The 20,260-nt window shown below is 59.8% G+C and carries 20 protein-coding genes and 1 pseudogene; 9 read left to right on the plus strand and 12 right to left on the minus strand.

What is annotated here, in order from left to right; all coding sequences use genetic code 11:
• Positions 1-9: 9 nt before the first annotated feature.
• Together HWY30_RS12700 and HWY30_RS12705 are read left to right on the plus strand one after the other, a co-directional pair.
• The gene (locus tag HWY30_RS12700) at positions 10-636 is read left to right on the plus strand and encodes a chromate transporter (RefSeq protein ID WP_090807716.1); all 627 of its coding nucleotides are present in this window, start codon (positions 10-12) and stop codon (positions 634-636) included.
• Positions 637-680: 44 nt separating this feature from the next.
• Positions 681-1,217, plus strand: coding sequence for a chromate transporter (locus HWY30_RS12705; RefSeq protein ID WP_090807714.1), 537 nt, complete (start codon positions 681-683; stop codon positions 1,215-1,217).
• Between the two features lie 89 nt (positions 1,218-1,306).
• On the opposite strand, the gene HWY30_RS12710 is transcribed toward HWY30_RS12705, so the two are convergent.
• The 7 genes from HWY30_RS12710 to HWY30_RS12740 all read right to left on the minus strand — a co-directional run bounded on the left by HWY30_RS12710 (position 1,307) and on the right by HWY30_RS12740 (position 8,148).
• Positions 1,307-1,786, minus strand: a complete 480-nt coding sequence (locus tag HWY30_RS12710; protein WP_244144892.1) for a cyclic nucleotide-binding domain-containing protein — start codon at positions 1,784-1,786, stop codon at positions 1,307-1,309.
• Between the two features lie 222 nt (positions 1,787-2,008).
• A complete protein-coding gene (locus HWY30_RS12715) occupies positions 2,009-2,818 on the minus strand; it encodes a class I SAM-dependent methyltransferase (protein ID WP_244144893.1) in 810 nt (269 codons plus the stop codon).
• A gap of 8 nt (positions 2,819-2,826) precedes the next feature.
• Positions 2,827-3,705, minus strand: a complete 879-nt coding sequence (locus tag HWY30_RS12720; protein WP_090807710.1) for a DUF707 domain-containing protein — start codon at positions 3,703-3,705, stop codon at positions 2,827-2,829.
• Between the two features lie 147 nt (positions 3,706-3,852).
• The gene (glf, locus tag HWY30_RS12725; RefSeq protein WP_090807707.1) at positions 3,853-4,965 is read right to left on the minus strand and encodes a UDP-galactopyranose mutase; all 1,113 of its coding nucleotides are present in this window, start codon (positions 4,963-4,965) and stop codon (positions 3,853-3,855) included.
• The gene (locus HWY30_RS12730; RefSeq protein ID WP_090807706.1) at positions 4,955-6,220 is read right to left on the minus strand and encodes a flippase; all 1,266 of its coding nucleotides are present in this window, start codon (positions 6,218-6,220) and stop codon (positions 4,955-4,957) included. Before HWY30_RS12730 ends, glf begins: the two co-directional genes overlap by 11 nt.
• A gap of 570 nt (positions 6,221-6,790) precedes the next feature.
• Positions 6,791-7,771, minus strand: coding sequence for a glycosyltransferase family 2 protein (locus tag HWY30_RS12735; protein WP_090807704.1), 981 nt, complete (start codon positions 7,769-7,771; stop codon positions 6,791-6,793).
• 173 nt (positions 7,772-7,944) lie between these two features.
• Positions 7,945-8,148 (minus strand): hypothetical protein, encoded by a 204-nt coding sequence (locus tag HWY30_RS12740; protein ID WP_244144894.1) that lies wholly within the window; start codon positions 8,146-8,148, stop codon positions 7,945-7,947.
• A gap of 1,086 nt (positions 8,149-9,234) precedes the next feature.
• Here HWY30_RS12740 and ehuR point away from each other — a divergent pair.
• The 7 genes from ehuR (at position 9,235) to HWY30_RS12775 (ending at position 17,583) form a co-directional block, all read left to right on the plus strand.
• Positions 9,235-10,632 (plus strand): MocR-like ectoine utilization transcription factor EhuR, encoded by a 1,398-nt coding sequence (gene ehuR / locus HWY30_RS12745; protein ID WP_090810280.1) that lies wholly within the window; start codon positions 9,235-9,237, stop codon positions 10,630-10,632.
• Between the two features lie 183 nt (positions 10,633-10,815).
• Positions 10,816-11,847, plus strand: coding sequence for a hydroxyectoine utilization dehydratase EutB (eutB, locus tag HWY30_RS12750; RefSeq protein WP_090807702.1), 1,032 nt, complete (start codon positions 10,816-10,818; stop codon positions 11,845-11,847).
• Positions 11,844-12,848 (plus strand): cyclodeaminase, encoded by a 1,005-nt coding sequence (locus HWY30_RS12755; protein ID WP_090807700.1) that lies wholly within the window; start codon positions 11,844-11,846, stop codon positions 12,846-12,848. Before eutB ends, HWY30_RS12755 begins: the two co-directional genes overlap by 4 nt.
• 53 nt (positions 12,849-12,901) lie before the next feature.
• Positions 12,902-13,951: a N(2)-acetyl-L-2,4-diaminobutanoate deacetylase DoeB gene (gene doeB / locus HWY30_RS12760; protein WP_090810278.1), complete on the plus strand. Its 1,050-nt coding sequence runs from the start codon at positions 12,902-12,904 to the stop codon at positions 13,949-13,951.
• A 7-nt stretch (positions 13,952-13,958) separates the two neighbouring features.
• Complete coding sequence (locus HWY30_RS12765; RefSeq protein ID WP_090807698.1) at positions 13,959-14,450, plus strand: Lrp/AsnC family transcriptional regulator; 492 nt, start codon at positions 13,959-13,961, stop codon at positions 14,448-14,450.
• 167 nt (positions 14,451-14,617) lie between these two features.
• Positions 14,618-16,141 carry an NAD-dependent succinate-semialdehyde dehydrogenase gene (locus HWY30_RS12770; RefSeq protein ID WP_090807696.1) on the plus strand — a complete coding sequence of 508 codons (1,524 nt, stop codon included), beginning with the start codon at positions 14,618-14,620 and terminating at the stop codon, positions 16,139-16,141.
• 44 nt (positions 16,142-16,185) lie between these two features.
• On the plus strand, positions 16,186-17,583 hold the full coding sequence (locus HWY30_RS12775; protein ID WP_090807694.1) for an aspartate aminotransferase family protein: 1,398 nt from the start codon (positions 16,186-16,188) through the stop codon (positions 17,581-17,583).
• A gap of 60 nt (positions 17,584-17,643) precedes the next feature.
• Here HWY30_RS12775 and HWY30_RS41595 read toward each other — a convergent pair.
• The 5 genes and pseudogenes from HWY30_RS41595 to HWY30_RS12795 all read right to left on the minus strand — a co-directional run bounded on the left by HWY30_RS41595 (position 17,644) and on the right by HWY30_RS12795 (position 20,243).
• Positions 17,644-17,898, minus strand: a pseudogene (locus tag HWY30_RS41595) (hypothetical protein).
• 21 nt (positions 17,899-17,919) lie between these two features.
• On the minus strand, positions 17,920-18,201 hold the full coding sequence (locus tag HWY30_RS12780) for a hypothetical protein (protein ID WP_090807691.1): 282 nt from the start codon (positions 18,199-18,201) through the stop codon (positions 17,920-17,922).
• Entirely contained in the window at positions 18,182-18,700 is a 519-nt protein-coding gene (locus HWY30_RS12785; protein ID WP_090807689.1) for a DUF2778 domain-containing protein, read from the minus strand. Before HWY30_RS12785 ends, HWY30_RS12780 begins: the two co-directional genes overlap by 20 nt.
• Before the next feature lie 12 nt (positions 18,701-18,712).
• Complete coding sequence (gene tssD / locus HWY30_RS12790; protein ID WP_090807688.1) at positions 18,713-18,955, minus strand: type VI secretion system tube protein TssD; 243 nt, start codon at positions 18,953-18,955, stop codon at positions 18,713-18,715.
• Between the two features lie 196 nt (positions 18,956-19,151).
• Complete coding sequence (locus HWY30_RS12795) at positions 19,152-20,243, minus strand: alcohol dehydrogenase family protein (RefSeq protein ID WP_090810276.1); 1,092 nt, start codon at positions 20,241-20,243, stop codon at positions 19,152-19,154.
• Positions 20,244-20,260 lie beyond the last annotated feature (17 nt).

Consider the following 20,260-nt stretch of genomic DNA (forward strand, 5'->3'; position numbering starts at 1 on the left):
GGACGAGCATTGGCCAAAGGCATCCACGGGCAAGACGTCAGCGACCCGGTATCGACACCCGAAGACGACGCGCCACACCACGCACCACCGCCGCGCGAAGTGACCTCGCTCGGCCTCTTTCTGATCTTCGCCCGCATCGGTCTGACGAGTTTCGGCGGCGGACTGAGCGGCTGGTTCATGCGCGAGTTCGTGCACGACCGCCACTGGATGAGCGAAGACGAATTTCTCAACGGCCTCGCGTTGTCGCAGGCGCTGCCCGGTGTCAACGTGAAGAATCTGGCGATCTGGATCGGCTACCGGCTGCTCGGCTGGCGCGGCGCTGTTGCGGGATTCTGCGGCATCATTTTTCCGGCGGCCGTCGTGATCATTCTGCTCGGCGCGTTCTTCTCGGCGATCGCATCGTTTCCGCTCACGCATATCGCGCTCGCTGGCGCCGCGGCCGGCGCGATCGGGCTGTCGCTGTCGATGGCGATCACCGCCGCACGCCGGCTGCCGCGCCGCGTGTTTCCGTATCTGGTGCTGCTCGCGACGTTCGCGGCCGCCGCGGTGTTTCGCGTGTCGCTGGTGTGGACCGTGCTGATCGCCGGCGCGTTGAGCGTCGGCTATGAATATGTGCGCGAGGCGCGCCAGCCCTGATCGGCTTTTATCGCCGCTAGTCAAACTCCACAAAAGCTTCTGCCGTGCTCAGAATTCTTATCGCCCTGTTTTCGGTGTTCGCGCCGCTGTCGATCGTCACCGTCGGTGGCGGGCAAGGGATCATCCCCGAATTGCAGCGCCAGGTCGTCGACGTGCATCACTGGATGACCCATGCGCAATTTCTCAGCGACTTCGCGATCGCGCGGCTCGCGCCCGGTCCTGGCTCGCTGCTCGCGACGCTGATTGGCTATCAGGTCGGCGGACTCGGTGGCGCGCTCGTCGCGACCGTCGCGCTATTTGGGCCGACTGCGTTTCTGATGTATGGCGTCGTGCACGTATGGAACCGGCACGAAGGCGCGCGCTGGCTGAATGCGTTGCAGGCCGGGTTGCGGCCGGTGGCTGCCGGGTTGATTCTCGCGGCCGTCTATGTACTGCTCAAGGAGCTCGAAGGCGGGTGGATTGCGTGGCTCACCGCGGCCATCGCGACCGTGCTCGTGATGACGACGCGTATCAATGCGTTGGTGCTGATCGCGGGCGGCGCGGTTGTGTTTGTGGTGGCGCATTTTGCGGGGTTGTTATAGGGCGCGGGGCGGGCCGGTCTTATCGTGGCGGTACGTCGTCGGTACGCAGAGTGAGTAAGGTACGGAAGCGGCCACGACGCGCAAACCGCTTACAACGCCGCACGCAGTGCCTCGTCGACGACGGCAAGTCGAGCCGCGATGATCTTGACGAGAAACCGATGAGACTGTTGCGCGGCCGCCGGATCCTGTTGTTCGAGTCCCATGAGAGGGGTTGTCGACAAGCGGCGAACCCGCGTCGGCGTCTCGGCGATCACGTCCGCACTGCGCTGTTGCAGCGTGTAGACCGCCATTTCACCGACAACGGTCCCCGGGCCGAACGAGCGCAGCCGGACCGAGCGTCCATCGTCGAGCGCAAACGAGACCTCGACACGTCCGCGCTCGATGAAATACAACGCGTCAGCCTGCTCACCGCGAAGAAAGAGCACCTGTCCCGCGAGCAGGTCATGCACTTCCAGGCATGCCAGCAGCGTGCTCAACGCGCTGGCCGTGAAGTGCGCGAGCATCGCGTGAAAGTCGTAGCCGTGTCCTGTCGCACGCGAGTTCGCCGTGAGCAACTGGTCTTCGACCATTCCAGACCCGCGTCGAGCGAGTCGAACTCATGAATCCGGAGATTGAGGGTCCCGGTCTTTGCTCAAGATTGGGATACCTTTACGCGTTGGCCCCGCTGCTGTCGCTATCTCAGGTGACAAAGTAGTCTCCACCACTCATTTGATAGGTTCTACAAGCCGCGCTTCGAACTCGCCAGACTAAAAAAACGGTTCAACTCGATGAAGCGGTTGTTCGTCTGGTGGTCATGCCGGTGCTTTTATCACAACGGCCGCCTGCTCGTGCTTTGCGTTGTACCCAATATATTCATATTTGAGATGATGCGTCTCCAGAAACTCATGAAACGCCTTTATTTCCCCCTCCTTCCACCCTGGGTAATTAAAGTATTCATCGAAGACGATTACGCATCCCGGCTTTATTTTTTCCCCAAGATTGTCGAAGATGGTCTTCGTGGATGAATAGAGGTCACAATCTATATGCAGGAAAGCGACCGCTTTTGATTGGCTTTTGACAAAATCGGGCAGCGTTTTATCAAACCATCCTTTGATTAGCACGACATTTTTTGAAACTTTTGGCAGTCTGTCGACCTTAAAGAATCCCTGGCCATATCCATCTCTCCAACGCTCGGGGAGTCCCTCAAAAGAGTCAAAACCATAGACTTCGGTATTGACGTGACTCGCAATATGGTTGATTGATCTTCCGCTAAACACTCCGAATTCGCAAATCAAACCGTCACCTTTCACCAAAGATAGCCCTTTGGAGAGCAATTCATTTGACGATGTCACTGAATCTACTCCAGGCATGTTTCTTTCAACGTAATCAATTGTTTCTTCAAGAGCTTTTCTTTGAAGTCCGGCTTGAATGTCCTGATCTCTGTGTGCCCAGGAAGAGTTTATTTCGGATCTTATGATATATCTGAGCGACCTGCTTACGTATCGCAGCGGCATTTTTAAAATATCATACATTTTGCTGACTCCATCGATAATCGCGACAGGTGTGCTGCTTCGGTAAAAGTCTATGCGCCGCGGCAGCGATACGGAATTCAAATCAATCACCCGCGTTATCACTTTGAAGGGCTCGAACGTCTATCCGGAGCCCGATAGTATGGCTGCGTTTTGCGCTTGGTATAGTGCAGCCACGGAAGGTACTCTTTCAACAGCCCCAAATAAGCGATGACATTTTTCCGTCGCGCAGGATGGCTACCTTTTACTGCGTGGATGAACAACATGGGATTGCCGAGTCGACCGCTCGCATATGTCTTGCCTACGTCGCGTGTTCTGCCCTGCCGGACTTTTATCGAGGCGCGCATCCCGTATTGCCCGAGCGTCTGATTCAGTTCAGACCATGCCATGCTGTGGTCAGCCGAACCGACCGGGCGCGTATGGAACACGGCAAAACGGTCAATAATGCCAACCTTCCCCAGTGAAGCGACCTGTTTGGGCCACAGGTAATCCAGACCCCAGCCTGTTTGGGTCCTTCCAAAGCTGTCTTTTATCGCATGCAAGGCATTCGACGAGAAACATGGCACCATCACCTCCACAAAATTGGTTTCGCGAAATTCGAACGCCCTGTTTTGCAACGTCGTTGAGTGACTGAAGTAGCTTCTCTCGTCGAGAGACGGTTGCGCGAGCGCGAAATTCTCTCGTTCTACGTACTCGAAGAACTCGTTCAGCGTTTGAACATCCGTCAGAATATCGTCGTCCGGGAGCCAGATGTAGCGATATTGCAGGATCAATTGGGGGTTTTGCAACATGAAGTCGTGAAGACCTTCCCACTTTGTTCCTTTGAATCGATGTATGGTTTTAGCAAAGACGTCCGCATAATTTTCGTTGTTCCCATAGTAACTCAGCATCAAATCAAAGCTCGGAGTCTTTCCGCCGCTGAACCATTGCGGATGCAAAGAGCGGTCTCCACACCTCAGCACGACCAGGTACTTTTTCATCTCTCAATCTCCCTATGCGTAGAGAGCAGATTACGGGACACAGAAAGACAGTCACCGCGACCAATTGCATTTGACCGACGTCGATCGCGCGAAACCATGAAACAGCTACTACGGCGCGCCCGATGCGCAGGCGAAGGCAGGTGCCAGCTAGAACTCCCTTATTCCCGCTCCCTGGATGAGTCCTTCTGCAGCCTTGAGCGCCGCACCAACGACCTGGTCCATGTTGTAATAGCGATACTGCGCCAGCCTGCCCACAAAAGTGATATCGGCAACTGTCTCCGCAAGCGCGCTATAGCGCATGAACAATGCCTCGTTTTCCTTGCGTGGAATCGGGTAGTACGGCTCGCCTTCGGCTCGCGGATACTCCTTTACAATCGAAGTCCCCTGATGCTGTTGTCCTGTGAGGTGCTTGAACTCCGTAATCCTTGTATATTCGTGATCGTTCGGATAGTTGATGGTACCTGTCGGCTGAAAGCGCTCCACGTCGCTCAGATGCTGGTGTTGAAAGTGCAGGCTGCGGTACGGAAGCTTGCCGAAGCGATAGCCGAAATACGCGTCGATCCGTCCTGTGTACACAAGGTGGCCGCATTCGATACTCGCTTTCACCTCGTTATAGTCGGTCGACAGTCGTACGTCGATATCTGGACTGCCAAGCATCTTTTCGAACATCGCGGTGTAGCCTTGCGCCGGCATAAATTGAAAAGTATCGGTGAAGTACCGGTCGTCGTCGTTCGAACGGGTTGGGATTCGCGCAGCGACGCCCGCAGACAGTTCAGACAGATCGAGTCCCCATTGCTTGCGCGTGTAGCCACGGAAAAACTTGTCGCATAGATCGCGGCCAACGCTGCTGAGCACCGCGTCCTCGCTGGTGGAGATGGTTTCTCGCGCTTCACGTACCGACTCCAGGAACGCCACGGTGGCCTGCTCGTTCAGATCGAGGCCGTATAACGTGTTGATCGTCGTGCGATTGATCGGTATTGGATAGAGATCCCCTTCTATACAAGCCTTTACGCGATGCTCGTAGAAGCGCCAATCGGTAAAACCCGACAAGTATTCGAATATTCGCTTGCTGTTCGTATGAAAGATATGCGGACCATACGGATGGATCAGCACGCCGTTCTCATCCTCACGGTCATATGCGTTGCCGCCTATATGATTCCGCTTGTCTATGACGAGCACGCGCTTCCCGCTTGCCGCCAGGCGTTCGGCACAGACTGCGCCAGCAAAGCCGGCGCCTACGATAAGGAAGTCATATTTCATCTCTGTGCATCCTCGTCTGGAAAGCAGGAACTTTGCATTTGATCAGGTAGAGAGCCATTGAGGTCGTGACAAGAAATTCGGTGGCGAGGGCAGACATTGCCGCGCCCTGAGCGCCGTAAAGCGATACAAGCGGAAAGAGAAGGGCAAGATTGAAAAAGCCGGAGGCGATCAGTATCTCGCTGACTTTCTTTTTCATGCCGAGCGGCAGCATCACCTGAACGCCGAGTACATTGCTCAGACAGATGAGCAGCGGCATCAGGGCCATCCACTTCAGAACGACGACGGCCGGTTCATACCCGGGGCCCATGGCGACACGAACGATCAACTCGGCGCCGGCCCAGAGCGCGACCGAAGCAAGCAACATGGTCGAGCCCAGCAAGTAGAACATCTTGCGCACCAGCGCAAACGCCTTTGCCGAGTCTTCGGAAAAGAGTGCCGTCACACGCGGGTATATTGCGTTGGAGAGCGGTCCGAGCGGCGCTTGCGCGACGTTCCGAATCTTGTCGGCTACGCCAAAGTAGCCGACAGCGGCGTTTCCGGCAAGAAATCCAAGCACCACGCTATTGGTGGTTGTGTACAAACTGATCGCTGCCGTGGAAATGAACGTGTGCCAGCCTTCACGAAGCGCCTCGATGATGTCCGCCTTGCTCGGCATCATCGCGATAATCATGCGGTTTTTTGCGATCAGGATCGATGCGACGAGTCCGGCAGCAACCATGCTCGTCGAACTGATAAGCGAGGCGATCCACGTGTCGGCCGGCGAGTGGACCAGGAAGAACGTTAGCGGAAGCAGTAGCAACCGCGCGCTCAGGATCGAGATCGTAGTAAACATCATCCGCTCCAGGCCCTGGAAAAGCCACTGTGGAAACAGGACCGTTCCAATAACAAGCGGATAGGTGGCCAGCAAAACCGGCAGCAATTCGCGCAGTCTTGCTACGAAGAATGCCGCTAACAGCAGGATGGCGAGGCAGACCACAGCGATAAGCGCCTTTGCGCCTTGCGTTGCCCAAAAGATCTTCGATACCGCGTACCGATCATTTTGGACCCGTGCGACGTAGGCCGTCGATGACCAGTTAAAACCGTACTCGGTCAGCAGCACGAGATAGCCAACTATGGCTTGAGCGAAGACGTATTCTCCAAAGTGTCCCGGGCGCAGAACGCGCAAGAGGTAGGGAAATGTTGCAAGCGGCAGCAGCATGTTGGCTGCTTGCAGAATTGTCAGCGCAACGATGTTCTGTCGGAGTGGATTCGCCATGAGTTAGCCCGTTTTCAATACATCGATGCAGGACCGCCTGGAGACATGTCTTTCATGCCACCTGGCGAGTCCGCGTAAGTAGTCCATCATATATGTCATACGTGCATAGTCGCCGCCATGAACAAGCGCAGGGCGCACTCAATTCGATCCACAGCAGTCATTGGCGCGACGCGACCTCACTGTCATTAATAAGCACTTAAAATAGATTTCAAATTCCTGATGGCCTTCGTATCACTCAGTTCGGCAGCAGTTGTTGCGCCCGCTGTGGCTTCGTGCCCTCAATGCACAGCACGACCGAGCGCGCAATCGATGTCCCGGCGCTTGCCGCACTGCCTTCGTTACGCGCTCGCCCCAAATACGGGCGAACTCTGTCCGAAAAAGCGTTGACGTATGCAAATGCCGTGCCTTTGAGACGGCCAAACGAATAGCATTTTTTGCGACGATCAACTGCAAGTTTCCAGTTTTCTCTGTGTGCATATTTAAAAAAACAGGTTCGTTCGATTCGGTCACGCGATCTCGTGCACTTCGCACGCGCTCAGCGTTATGTGCCAGATGGCCGATTCTGCCGGGTCAGTGGTGATTGAAGCGTCTCACAAAGCAATAGAAGATCCATGGATGGATCTTGAGCATGGTCATGACGACGGACAACTTCGGCCGCCCGTCGGCATATATGCCGAGCAGGTGCTTCACGCGCAGTTTCTTCGAAACGCTGTATAGAATCGGGCTCGCGAGTTGGTAGCTCGGCGCGGTGGTGGCCGCTTGAAACGCGATCGTGCGGTATCCGAAGACGTATTTGAGCCGGAAGAAGAGACGCTTGTAGTCGGGAATCGGGAGGGACGCGGTCTGTTCTTCAACACGGTCCATGATGACAAAAAGATCGACGACGTGCGGGTTGAAGCGTCTCGAGATTGCCGATTCGCGGAACATGTATGAGTAAAGCTTGTCCGGAATGAGCCGCACGATTTTCGCGGTGGCGAGCGTCTGCACCGACACGCAAAGGTCCTCGTAGATGAGACCACACGGATGGTCGGCTGCGACGAAGATCGAACGGCGCACGAGTTTGTTCCAGCAAAAAGCTTGCAGCTTCAGTTCCATAATTTTCTGGACGGCTTCCACGCCGGTGATGATGCAGTCGCCGGAGTCGATGCGATCGTTGACGGCGCCATCGGGGCTGACGTGTTCGGCGGCGAAAATGACGACATCGGCGTCGTGCTGGTCGGCTTCGCGCAGCACGGTGCGAATGAGATCGCGATGGACGTGGTCGTCGCTGTCAACGCAGAGCACGTACTCGCCCCGCGCTTCCGATGCGGCGATTTTTCGCGTTTCAGCGAGCCCTTTATTGTCGGTGTTTCTGATCAACTTCCACGGAATGCGATCCTGTTGTGCGAGAAGGCGGGTGGCGATTTCACCTGAGCGATCGGGGCTGCTGTCGTCGACGGCGATGATTTCGAAATCGGTGCAGGATTGTGACAGCAGGGAGTCGAGACAGTGCTCGATATAGTCCTCGACCTTGTAGATCGGCAGCAGAACGCTGATTCTTGGTGCGGACATGGAAATGGACATGGACATGCTCATGGAAATTGGAGTTTCATAGGGCAAAACGATGCCGTCATCCTAATGTCAGTTTGCTCTGACGAATCGGCTCGGTGATCTCCAACTGGACCGGTCGTTGGGTCTTCTGCTGCATGACCATTGCCCGGGAGCCGAGGTAGTTACGCCCAACCTCAATCTTCGTCACTATCGTTGTCGTGAAGGCCGTAACGACGTTTGTCCCGGCAATCCCAGCGGTGATGACCGGGGAGCCCGGTGATCTTGCGGATCCTGAAACCATCGGCGACATACAGGGCTCCGTCACGCCCGAACACGAGCCCCGTTGGATTCGACAGCATGGCCTGAACGGCGAAACCGCCGTCACCGGAATAGCCCATCGCACCGGTCCCAGCGATAGTCCCAACGATGCCGGTCAGACAGCCTGAAACAGCCACGCACGAATGGGACATTTCATCACACACCTCTGGACCTATCCTGATGCAAGTAGTCGACGGGACGATCGGTCAACCCACATTGCGGGCGATCAGCCGGAAGGCAGAGTTGGAATATAGTCCTTGTCGCGAAGTCATTCAGAGCATTGACCTGAAGCGCTGAAGATCTGTCGCGTTTATTTGAGGTATGCGTCATCCAGTTCAATAAGCCCTTCGGACCGAAAAATGCCCACGACGTCTGTCAGATTCGTGGCTGGTGGGCCAATTTGACTTCGCGAGCGGTATCTCGGACACCTCAGGGGGCTGTGACCGAGCGACGTGAGTACAGGCTCTCTCTCATCAATTCATCGGGATCGCATGTCAAGCGGAGAAGCCCTATGGGGCCGTGACGAAGCTCCAAAGCGCAGCGCATTCTGTATCGCTAAACGTGTATTGCGGCATCGCCTTTTTCAGGACGATTCCGATCGGACCAACGCCGACATTCAAGGCTCGGCAGAACGAACTCAACATCTCCCGGCGCGTCCACGCGGTCCTGTCACCACCCTTGCAGTGCCGTCCTGAGGTATCGAAACGCCAGGCATTGCAACGGACCCATGGTTGACGCCGATCGGAACAAAATGCCGTTGCGGGCACTCGACAAGAAAAAGAGTGCAGCTTTTCATTCCGAGTGCGACACGACTCGCTGGCCTTCTCATCGCAACCTCGCGTCTTGCCCATACCTGAACGATAGTGAGGCTTTCTTTCATATTGGCTTCGAAGTTGGAGCATGGCGAATATTCGCGAATGGCAAATGCTCAGAAAATGTGAGCAGGCGTGTTGCGAACGCTGTCTCGACGGTAAGCATGTCAGACGAGATCGACTCCGCTCAACACGGGACGCGGGGAATGACTTCGAAGCACTCCTCTCAGCGGAATTTTCCGAGAATTGCTCTAGGACAATATTTTTCCGCCTCGTTTTGGCCTCACTATGGAGATCGAGCAAGACGACGCGACTCCATATGGAGCCAGCGCCCGCCACAACGGAGGAGCAGCGGTGATCGAGCAGTGGCGCGAGGCCGTGCGCGCGGTGCACGGCGTGGAATCGAAATACAAGCGACTGGTCAAGGCGATTGCCGGCGACATCGAGAACACGTCGCTGCCGCCGGGCGCGCGCCTGCCGCCGCAGCGCGACGTCGCCGCCGAACTCGCGATCAGCGTGCAGACCGTGACCAACGCGTACAAGGAACTGGAGCGGCAAGGCCTGATCCGCTGCGAGGTCGGGCGCGGCAGCTTCGTCGCGGCGCGCGTCACCGAAACGATGTCGAGCTACATGCTCGATACGGCCGAGCGTTCGGTGGTCGACTTTTCGATCGCGCGCATCATTCACACGTCCGAGCATGACGCGATGTGGCGCAAGGTCTGCGCGACGCTGTCGACGCTCGACGATCAGCCGTGGATTCGCGCGTTCCGGCCGATCGCGGGCTTCGAGCATCATCGTCAGGCGGGTATTGCATGGCTCGCGTCGCTCGGCATGCCGGCTTCGGCCGATACGCTGCTCGTCACGAACGGCGCCGCCCACGGCATTTTTCTCGCGCTCGCTTCGCTGGTGGGGCCGGGCGACACCGTGCTGTGCGAAAGCCTGACGGATCACGGCGTGATAGGTTCGGCCAACGTGCTCGGCTTCACGCTGAAGGGCCTCGAGATCGACGAGTACGGCATTCACCCCGAGCATTTCGAGGAGATGTGCGACAGCGAGCGCATCTCGGCGCTCGTCTGCACACCGACGCTGAACAATCCGACCGTCGCGTTGATGCCCGATTCGCGGCGTCGTGCGATTGCGAAAATCGCCGAACGCTATGGCGTATACGTGATCGAGGACGACGTGTACGGGCCGTTGCCGGCCAAACATTCCACGCCCATTTCGAGCCTGATTCCGGATCTTTCGTTCTACTGCACGAGTTTTACGAAGTCGGTGATGGCCGGCTTGCGCATCGGTTATATGACGACGCCGCGCCGGCTTGCGCTGCGCGCCGAGAGCGTACTGCGCGTGAGCAGTTGGATGGCGACGCCGCCGATGGCCGAGGTCGCCGCGCGCTGGGTTGTCGACGGCACGGCCGCGCGGCTCGTCGAAATTCAGCGCGAGCGGCTCGGGCGGCGTCAGTCGCAATTGCAGCAGACGCTCGGTAAATATGTCCTGGGCGCGCATCCGCAGGCGCTGTCGGCGTGGCTGCGGGTGCCCGATCACTGGCGCACCGATCGGCTGGTGCGCGAACTGCGCAACCGCGACATCGCAGTCACGTCGCCCGATCCGTTTCTCGTGCGCGACGCCGACCGGCCCAACGCGGTGCGGGTTTGCGTCGGCGCCGAGGTCAGCGAAGACACCTATAAAGCCGCGCTCGAAACGATGCGCGACGTGTTCGAGCAGTACCCGCAGGTGCACGATTTCACCTGATCGCGCCGGTGCGCGAATTGCGTAACGCGCTGACCGAAATGAACTAGGACAATAAAAATCCTTTTTTAGAACACTAGACTGGGCTGCATGGAAAGCGATGCGGTCGCGAGTCACTGCGTTTATCTGCGATAGCCGTGCCCGCATCGAATAGCGAATCGACCTCTTTGATGCAGGGCCTGGTGCATGTCCGTTCCATCGTCAACCAATCTTTCGTTAGCCGACATTTACCGCGCGCGCAGCCGTATCGACGGTCGCGTATGCCGAACGCCGCTCGTCGAATCGCCGAGCCTGTCGGCGCACGCGGGCACGCCGGTCTATCTGAAACTCGAAACCGTGCAGCCGACCGGCAGCTTCAAGCTGCGCGGCGCGACCAATGCGCTCGCGCAGTTGGCCGAGCAGGGCTGCACTCGCGTGGTGACCGCATCGACCGGTAATCATGGCCGCGCGCTCGCGCATGCGGCGCGCGCGCTCGGTATGGACGCGACCGTGTGTCTGTCGCGCCTCGTGCCCGCCAACAAGGTCGACGCGGTACGGGCGCTCGGCGCGCACGTGCGCATTACCGGCCAAAGTCAGGACGAGGCCGAGCACGAAGCATTGCGGCTCGCGCGCGAAGAAGGCTATGCGTACGTGCCGCCATTCGACGATCCGCGCGTGATCGCCGGACAGGGCACGATCGGGCTCGAAATCGTCGAGGCCTTGCCCGATGTCGCGGACATCGTCGTGCCGCTGTCGGGCGGCGGGCTGTTTGCCGGCATCGCGCTCGCGGCGAAAAGCACCAATCCCACGATTGGCTTGACCGGCGTCACGATGGCGCGCGGCGCCGCGATGCATGCGAGTCTCGCGGTCGGACGGCCGGTGCTGGTCGAGGAAGTCGACACGCTCGCCGATTCGCTCGGCGGTGGCATCGGACTCGAAAACCGCTATACGTATGCGCTGACGCGCGATCTGATCGACGAGACGGTGCTGCTCGACGAGGCGTCGATTGCGCGCGGCATCGCGCATGCGTATCGGCAGGAACGGCTCGTCGTCGAAGGCGCGGCGGCGGTGGGGATTGCCGCGGTGCTCGATCACGCGCTGCCCACTGAACGCATCGCGCGCGGGCCGCTCGTGCTCGTCGTGACGGGCGCGAACATCGATATGAATCTGCATCGGCGGATCATCGGCAACGAATCCTCGCAAGCCGCGCCGTCACCGAACTCACACACCCCATCATGACCTCGATCACGCTCCTTGGCGAAGCCGAGCTTCGCAAACTCGTGCCGCTCGATCTCGCGGCCATCGATCAGATCGAAGCCGCCTTTGTCGCGCTCGCGACCGAGGCGGTCGCGATGCCGCCGATCCTGCGGCTCGATCTGCCCGCGCATAACGGCGAAGTCGACGTGAAGACCGCGTGGCTGCCGCGCCTCGACAGCTTCGCGATCAAGGTCAGTCCAGGCTTCTTCGACAACCCGTCGCTCGGTCTGCCGAGCCTGAATGGTCTGATGCTGGTGTTGTCGGCGAAGACCGGGCTGACCGAAGCGGTGCTGCTCGACAACGGCTATCTGACCGCGATACGCACGGCGGCCGCCGGCGCGGTCGCGGCGCGCTGGCTCGCGAAAGCGCACACGCCGCAGGTCGCAGTGATCGGCGCGGGCGAGCAGGCGCGTCTGCAACTGCGGGCCTTGATGCTGGTGCGCTGCGTCGAACGCGTATGCGTCTGGGCGCGCGACGCGGCGAGCGCGCTGCGTTTCTCCGCGGAAGTGAACGACACGCTCGGCGTGCGATGCGATGTCGCGGCCAGCGTTCATGACGCGCTCGCCGAAGCGGACGTCGCGATTACCACCACGCCGAGCCGCACGCCGCTGATCGAAGCCGCCGATCTGCATCCGGGCCTGCACATCACCGCGATGGGCTCGGACGCCGAGCACAAGAACGAAATCGCGCCGGCCGCGCTGGCGGCGGCGCGCTACGTATGCGACCGCGCGCAGCAAACGCGCGTGCTCGGCGAACTGCATCACGCGCTCGCCGTGGGCACGATGCGTGACGATGCGGCGATCGTCGAATTGGGCCAGGTGATCGCGAAACAGGCCGCGGGCCGCACGAGCGACGCCGACGTGACGATCTGCGATCTGACCGGAACCGGCGCGCAGGACACCGCTATCGCCGCGCTCGCATTGCAGCGCGCGCGTGCCGCAAAGGCGGGAACCACATTTGGCAACGACGCGCCGCTTAAATGACGCGCGATGAACGGCAATACGCCGCCCAAGCGGCTCACGAAGGAGTAGCACAGATGCGGGCATCCCCGATTCAACCGACGGTCGATTTCAACGCCGACGGCGAACAGCATGGTTTCCTGAAGCTGCCTCATTCGCACGACGTCTCGGCATGGGGCGCGGAGATGATCCCCATCACCGTGATCCGCAACGGCGAGGGACCGACCGCGCTGCTAACGGGCGGCAATCACGGTGACGAATACGAAGGGCCGATTGCGCTGTCGAAGCTCGCCGCCACGTTGAAGGCGAGTGACGTACGCGGGCGCGTGATCATCGTGCCGTTCATGAATTTTCCGGCGTTTCGCGCGGGCACGCGCACGTCGCCGATCGATCACGGCAATCTGAATCGCAGCTTTCCGGGCAAGCCGGACGGCACCGTGACCGAGAAGATCGCCGATTATTTTCAGCGCTATCTGCTGCCGCTCGCCGACTATGTGCTCGATCTGCACGCGGGTGGCCGCACGCTCGACTTCGTGCCGTTCGCCGCGATTCACGTGCTGCCCGACGCGACGCAGCAGGCGCGCTGCGAGGCAGCGATGCGCGCATTCGGCGCGCCGTACTCGATGCGGATGCTCGAACTCGATAGCGTCGGCCTTTACGACACGGCCGTCGAGGAAGCGGGCAAGGTGTTCGTGTCGACCGAACTCGGGGGTGGCGGCACGGCGACCGTGCAGAGCGTGGCGATTACGGAGCGTGGTGTGCGCGGCTTTCTGCAGCATGCGGGAATCATCAGGCGAGATGAAGCAATGGGTCACTCGAGCGCGAGCACGAGCACGAGCGCTCCGCGCACGACGACGCTGCTCGATATGCCCGACGGCACCTGCTACACGACGAGCGAGCACGACGGCCTGCTCGAATTGTGCAAGGACCTCGGCGACATGGTCGACGGCGGCGAGGTGATCGCGCGGATTTACGACGCGAAGCGCACCGGCGCCGCGCCGATCGAGTATCGCGCGCGACGCGGCGGCATGCTGGCCGCGCGGCATTTTCCGGGGCTCGTGCGGATTGGCGACACGGTTGCGGTGGTCGCCGACGTGCTCGAACGGGGCATACCGGTAACGGTCTGAACGCGCGATGAAATTCGACCGCTACGATCTCGCGATTTTGCGCATTCTCGCGCGCGATGGACGCATCACGAAGTCGCGCCTCGCCGAAGAAATCAATCTGTCGATTTCGCCGGCATGGGAGCGCGTGAAGCGCCTCGAAGAAGAGGGCGTGATTCGCGGGTATCGCGCGGATATCGATTGGGTGCGCGCGTTCAAAGGCAGCCGCGTGGTGGTCGAGGTCACGCTCGCGCGTCATACCGCGCCGGACATGCGGCGCTTCGAGGAGCGCATCGCGGCCGCGCCCGAAGTCGTGCAATGCCTCGCGACGGGTGGCGGTGTCGACTATGTGATGCAGGTGCTGTCGCGCGATATCGACCACTATCAGCGCTTCATCGATACGCTGCTGACCGACGACTTGGGCATCGAAAAGTACTTCACCTATATCGTCACAAAGGTGGTGAAAAGCGGGGCCGAAGGCTTGCCCGAATGGGCGGAACAATCGATTGGCGAGAACGGCTGAGTGGCGCGCTACTTGCGGTCGACGTACGACGAAAAGCCCCACCCGAAAAAACGATAACCATGCGGGCGAATTGCAGAAAAAACGTAGCCTTCGAGAAGCGACAACAAAAAAAACCGCAGTGCCGCCGGACCTACAGTGATAGCAGACATCGCACAGAGGAGGTCGTCATGTTGCTGGGTCATCCGGTCTTATTCAAATCGCTGTGCTACGTGGATGGACGCTGGGTTCATAGCGCGAGCGCCGCGAGCGTCGCGGTGCAGAATCCCGCGAATCAGGAAGTGCTCGGCCATGTGCCGATGCTCGACGCGGCGCAGATCACCGCCGCGGTCGATGCCGCGCAGCGCGCGTTCGACGCGTGGCGCTGGGTGCCGGTCGCCAAACGTTCGGCGCTGCTGTTGCGCTGGCATGAGCTGATTCTGCGTCATCAGCAGGATCTCGCCGCGATTCTGTCGCTCGAACAGGGCAAGCCGCTTGCTGAAGCGCGCGGCGAAATTGCGTATGGCGCGAGCTTCGTCGAATGGTTCGCGCATGAGGTGCGGCGCCTGAATGGGCGCACGATTCCGACCCATATCGATGGCGCTCATCTGGGCACGATCATCGAGCCGGTCGGCGTGGCCGCGCTGATCACGCCGTGGAATTTCCCGTGCGCGATGCTCACCCGCAAGGCCGCCGCCGCGCTCGCCGCCGGTTGCACGGTGGTCGCGAAGCCCGCGCACGAGACGCCGTTCTCCGCGCTCGCGCTCGCGCAACTCGCCGAAGAAGCGGGCTTTCCGGCCGGCGTGTTCAACGTCGTGCTCGGCGAGCCGCAAATGGCGATGGAAACGCTGGTTTCAGATAGCCGCGTGCGCTCGGTCAGCTTCACCGGCTCGACGCGTGTCGGCGCCCTAGTGATGCAAACGGCCGCGCGGGCAGGCATCAAGAAGACCGCGCTCGAACTGGGCGGCAACGCGCCTTTCATCGTGACCGAAGATGCGGACCTCGAGCAGGCCGTGCGCGTCGCGCTCGCGGCGAAGTTCCAGACCTCGGGCCAGGACTGCTGCGCGGCAAACCGGATCTTCGTCGCGCGTTCGTTGTATGAAGCGTTCGTCGCGCGATATAGCGATGCCGTGAAGGCGTTGAAAGTGGGCGGCGCATTCGACCCGAACGTGGACGTCGGCCCGCTGATGCACCAGGCCGCGTTCAATACGACCGTGCAGCGCGTCGCCGACGCGCGTGAGAAGGGTGCGCGTGTCACGGTAGGCGGCGCGGCGCACGAGCGCGGCGGCTGGTTCTTCGAGCCGACCGTGGTCGCCGATGCGGCGCCCGGCATGCGCATTTACGACGAAGAAAATTTCGCGCCGATCTCGGCGGTCACGCCGTTCGATTCGCTCGACGAAGTGGTCGAACGCGCGAACGACACCGAGTACGGACTCGCCGCCTACGTGTGCGCGAAAGATCTGAACACCGTGTTTCAACTGATCCGCCGACTCGACTTCGCGATGGTGTCCATCAACGGCGCGAAGTTCACCGGCGCACCGATTCCGTTCGGCGGCATCAAGTCGTCGGGGCTTGGACGCGAAGGCGGCGTCGAAGGCTTCGAGCCGTTTGTCGAGACACGTTATTTCTGCCTTGGCCAGCTTGGCTTGCCGGTCAGCGACAGCGCCCCCGCTCGTGCCGCTGCACATGCGATGGCGACGGACGCAATGGCCTGAACCTACCGATTCATTCATCCAGACATCACACGAAGGAGCGACCCATGACTCAATTCGATCAACTGCTGAGCGCCGATCGCGCGCACTTCATGCATCCGTCGACGCACGCGCACGATCACGCGAGCGGCGCGCTGCCGGGCCGGATCGTGACCGGCGCGAAAGGTATCCGCATCGAGGACCATCAAGGCAAGACTTTTATCGATGCATTTGCCGGCCTTTATTGCGTGAACATCGGCTACGGCCGCACCGAAGTGGCCGAAGCGATTTACGAGCAGGCGAAGAAGCTCGCGTATTACCACACGTATGTCGGCCACTCGACCGATACGATCATCGATCTGTCGTCGCGCATCATCGACTGGTCGCCGCAGGGCATGAAGAAGGTGTACTACGGCATGTCCGGTTCGGACGCGAACGAAACGCAGATCAAGCTCGTCTGGTACTACAACAATGTGAAGGGCCGCCCGAACAAGAAGAAGATCATTTCGCGCGAGCGCGGCTATCACGGCTCGGGCATCGTCACCGGCAGTCTCACGGGATTGCCGAGCTTCCACCAGTTCTTCGATCTGCCGATCGAGCGCGTCAAGCATACCGTGTGTCCGCACTGGTATCGTCGCGCGCCGGCCGGTATGAATGAAACGCAGTTCGTCGCGTACTGCGTCGACGAACTCGAAAAACTGATCGCGCGCGAAGGCGCCGATACGATCGCGGCCTTCATCGGCGAACCGGTGATGGGCACGGGCGGCATCGTACCGCCGCCGGCCGGTTACTGGCCCGCGATCCAGCAGGTGCTGAAGAAGCACGACATCCTGTTGATCTGCGACGAAGTGGTGTGCGGTTTCGGCCGGCTCGGCTCGAAGATGGGTGCGCAGCACTACGGCATTCAACCCGATCTGATCACTGTCGCGAAGGGTTTGACGAGTGCTTACGCGCCGCTGTCCGGCGTGATCGTCAGCGAAGGCGTATGGGACGTGATCGATAAGGCATCGCAGGAATCGGGTGCGTTGGGGCATGGCTGGACCTATTCGGGCCATCCGATCTGCGCGGCGGCGGCGCTCGCCAACCTCGAGATTCTCGAACGCGAGAACCTGATGCAGAATGCGGCACAAACCGGCGCTTATCTGCTGGAGCAATTGCATGCGGCGTTCGACTCGCATCCGCTCGTCGGCGAAGTGCGCGGCGTGGGCATGCTGGCCGCGCTGGAGTTCATGGCCGACAAGGATGTCCGCACGCCGTTCGATGCGGCGCTGAAGGTCGGGCCGCGTGTGTCCGCTGCCGCGATGCAGCGCGGACTGATCGCGCGGGCGATGCCGCACGGCGACATTCTCGGCTTTGCGCCGCCGCTGGTGACGTCGCGCGGCGACGTGGACGAGATCGTGAAGCTGACGCGCGAGGCGGTGGATGAGGTGGCGTCGCAGGTGTTTACGCCGGCTGCTTCGCTTTGATCAAGTGAGGTGAACGAGAGCCTCGGCCGCTGCGATGCGGTTCATGGTCGGGGCTTTCATTTACTTCGTGCGGTAGTGGCGCCATAGCTTCATGATGGCCACATAGGCAAGCGCTGCCACGATCAATTCAATAGTCATCCACACCACGAAATACAAATCCTCGGGATCGCGAATACCGAGCCAATCCGAAACACATCACCATGCATGCGCTTCGCCTTCTGTCCACTCATTGGATAGTGGGATATAACGAGCTGATATAAAAAACAACCCGATGAACAGCGCGACCTTGAATAGTCTACGGACAAGTGTTGCCATACGTGATGACCTCGATGACTGTCATTCGTTATCTCTCACTGTGCGCCTTGTTCGTCGATAGTGCCGCCATAGCTTCATGATCGCCACGTAAGCTAGAGTCGCCGCGATAAGATTCATCGCGACCGTCACCGCGAAAAATAGGTCATCGGGATCGCGGATACCAAGCCGGTTGGCGACATGTAGCCATGCAAGCTCCTGGCTTCTGGGCATCGGTATGGGGTACGTGTGAACGTAAGGCAGGAAAAGACGGAACAGGCCGCAAAACAGCACGACCTTGAAAAGTCTACGGACAAGTGTTGCCATACGTGATGACCTCAATAGTTCCGTATGCCCGCAGGCCCGAACTGCGCGCGGGGATGGTGACAGTATGCAGAAGCGCGTTGCGGATTCTCATGAAATCGCTATAGCTCGGCAGTGTGATGCAGCCAAGTGAAATACCGCGGCCGCCTGCCGGATGCAACCGGAACTGCCCGCGCTTAATTCCATTAACCCAGGTTATGTCGTCAACGCTGCCATCATCCCGGTACAACGCGAACCACTCTTCGTGATGGGACGGACGGCCGACAATTGTATTCAGGCTGTCTTTGGCCTGCGCGTAAAGCCGAGAGCCGATGCCGCCCGTGGGCCGGTCTACGATCCAGTATTTTCCGGCAGGTATCGGGCCGTTATTCGGCACCGCCGTGCATCCGCCCCGATTCAGGTATTGGTCATTACCAGAAAAGGCGTTGAATGTTCCAATCCCGAAAATGGTCAGCGGTGACAGAGGTTCGTTATTCACTAAAAACTTTCCCATATAAGCCATTTTTCAAGCCCCTTATTCGCGCTCATTCCACGAGTCTGTGTATTTGATGTTGCCATCAAGGTAATGCCACGTGATACGGTCATACATCATGGAGACCGACTCAACGTGATTGAGTGCGGACGCCTGCGCCAGCTTGGTATTGGCCATGCCGGGGCTGATGCCGCACACTTTCCCGCCTTCGAGCGTCATCACAAAATAGACTTCTTCTTTTCCTGCATCGTTGATGCGATACCACTTGATCTCCGCAGACGTCAGGCGTTTGCCCCTTCGCTACGCTGCCCCTAATGATGGACGACCGGACAGTGATTCAAGGCAAAGAAAAATGTAAATTGACAACAATTAACGATCGTTAGGCGCGAAAAAAAGCCCGCCTTGAAGGGCGGGCTCGCAGCGTGCCTGGTTCGCCGTCGAGGATTAATTGCAGCGGCCGGCGGCTTTATTGCATCGAGCGTCAGCGTGCGACCAAGTCGCCATAATGCCGATCCGGAATCACGACGATATTGCCAACAAAGCGCTTTTCCATGAACCGCGTCTGCGCATCATGAAACTTTGACAGCGGATAAGTCGCCGCGAGAACCGGCCGGATCGTACCGTTCTGAATATAGTCGAGCACGCGTTTGAACGCGCCACGCGTGCCCTGCGACGATCCATTCAACTGCAACTGCTTCAGATACATCGTGCGCAGATCGATCTGCACGACCGGACCTGCGATCGCGCCCGCGGTCGTATATCGCCCCTCGGGCCGCAGTACGTTCAGCAGCTTGCCGAACAGCGCCCCGCCGACAAGATCGGCGACTACATCGACGGCCCGCCCCTCGGTCATCCGTTCGACGTCCCCGACGAAATCGCCGCTGTCGCGCAGCATCACCCCTTGCGCGCCGAGCGCTATCACGGCCTCTTCCTTACCCTTGCTGACCACCGCATACGGAATCGCGCCGCGCGCGCGGCACAGCTGGATGATGGCCGAGCCGACGCCGCCGGACGCGCCGGTAATCAGCACCGTTTCGCCGTGCTTGACGGCCGCGCGTTCGATCATTTGCTCGCCGGTGTGATAAGCGCACCAGAACGTGGCAAGTTCGGCGTCGGAATAGCTGGAGTCGACCCGATGCGCGTTTTCCGCGGGCACGGCCGTGTATTCGGCGTAGCCGCCGTCGCGGCCGTGGCCGATGTAGTCGATATCGGCGAGGCTGTCGTCGTCGCGGTTGTAGATCGACGCGTCGACGATCACGCGCTCGCCGATACGCGCGTCGCTGACGCCGCGACCCACCGCGACCACGCGTCCGACGATATCCGCGCCCTGAATGCGCGGAAACGTCAGCGTCGAGCGGCCGCGTCGCCACGTCGACACCGCTTGCGGATCGTCCTCGGTGCCGTAGGCGCCCTGGCGGACCCACACGTCGGTATTGTTGAGACCGCATGCGGTGACGTCGATCAGTACCTCGCCAGCCGCGCACGAGGGCACCGGCACGTCGTCGCGATAGACCAGTTTGTCGAGGCCACCGTGCGCGGTCAGCACGACGGCCTTCATCGTTTTCGGAAGCATGTTTCCCCTTTCGTTGA

Origin of the sequence: Paraburkholderia tuberum STM678, assembly GCF_902833905.1 — a bacterium.
Taxonomy (GTDB): domain Bacteria; phylum Pseudomonadota; class Gammaproteobacteria; order Burkholderiales; family Burkholderiaceae; genus Paraburkholderia; species Paraburkholderia tuberum.

What these genes read in the sequence shown, in the direction of transcription:
- HWY30_RS12710 (WP_244144892.1), bottom strand. Translation starts at nt 1,786, where the DNA reads ATGGTCGAAGACCAGTTGCTCACGGCGAACTCGCGTGCGACAGGACAC.
- HWY30_RS12720 (WP_090807710.1), bottom strand. Translation starts at nt 3,705, where the DNA reads ATGAAAAAGTACCTGGTCGTGCTGAGGTGTGGAGACCGCTCTTTGCAT.
- glf (WP_090807707.1), bottom strand. Translation starts at nt 4,965, where the DNA reads ATGAAATATGACTTCCTTATCGTAGGCGCCGGCTTTGCTGGCGCAGTC.
- HWY30_RS12730 (WP_090807706.1), bottom strand. Translation starts at nt 6,220, where the DNA reads ATGGCGAATCCACTCCGACAGAACATCGTTGCGCTGACAATTCTGCAA.
- HWY30_RS12735 (WP_090807704.1), bottom strand. Translation starts at nt 7,771, where the DNA reads ATGTCCGCACCAAGAATCAGCGTTCTGCTGCCGATCTACAAGGTCGAG.
- HWY30_RS12740 (WP_244144894.1), bottom strand. Translation starts at nt 8,148, where the DNA reads ATGGGCTATTCCGGTGACGGCGGTTTCGCCGTTCAGGCCATGCTGTCG.
- eutB (WP_090807702.1), top strand. Translation starts at nt 10,816, where the DNA reads ATGTCCGTTCCATCGTCAACCAATCTTTCGTTAGCCGACATTTACCGC.
- HWY30_RS12755 (WP_090807700.1), top strand. Translation starts at nt 11,844, where the DNA reads ATGACCTCGATCACGCTCCTTGGCGAAGCCGAGCTTCGCAAACTCGTG.
- doeB (WP_090810278.1), top strand. Translation starts at nt 12,902, where the DNA reads ATGCGGGCATCCCCGATTCAACCGACGGTCGATTTCAACGCCGACGGC.
- HWY30_RS12765 (WP_090807698.1), top strand. Translation starts at nt 13,959, where the DNA reads ATGAAATTCGACCGCTACGATCTCGCGATTTTGCGCATTCTCGCGCGC.
- HWY30_RS12770 (WP_090807696.1), top strand. Translation starts at nt 14,618, where the DNA reads ATGTTGCTGGGTCATCCGGTCTTATTCAAATCGCTGTGCTACGTGGAT.
- HWY30_RS12775 (WP_090807694.1), top strand. Translation starts at nt 16,186, where the DNA reads ATGACTCAATTCGATCAACTGCTGAGCGCCGATCGCGCGCACTTCATG.
- HWY30_RS12780 (WP_090807691.1), bottom strand. Translation starts at nt 18,201, where the DNA reads ATGGCAACACTTGTCCGTAGACTTTTCAAGGTCGTGCTGTTTTGCGGC.
- HWY30_RS12785 (WP_090807689.1), bottom strand. Translation starts at nt 18,700, where the DNA reads ATGGCTTATATGGGAAAGTTTTTAGTGAATAACGAACCTCTGTCACCG.
- HWY30_RS12795 (WP_090810276.1), bottom strand. Translation starts at nt 20,243, where the DNA reads ATGCTTCCGAAAACGATGAAGGCCGTCGTGCTGACCGCGCACGGTGGC.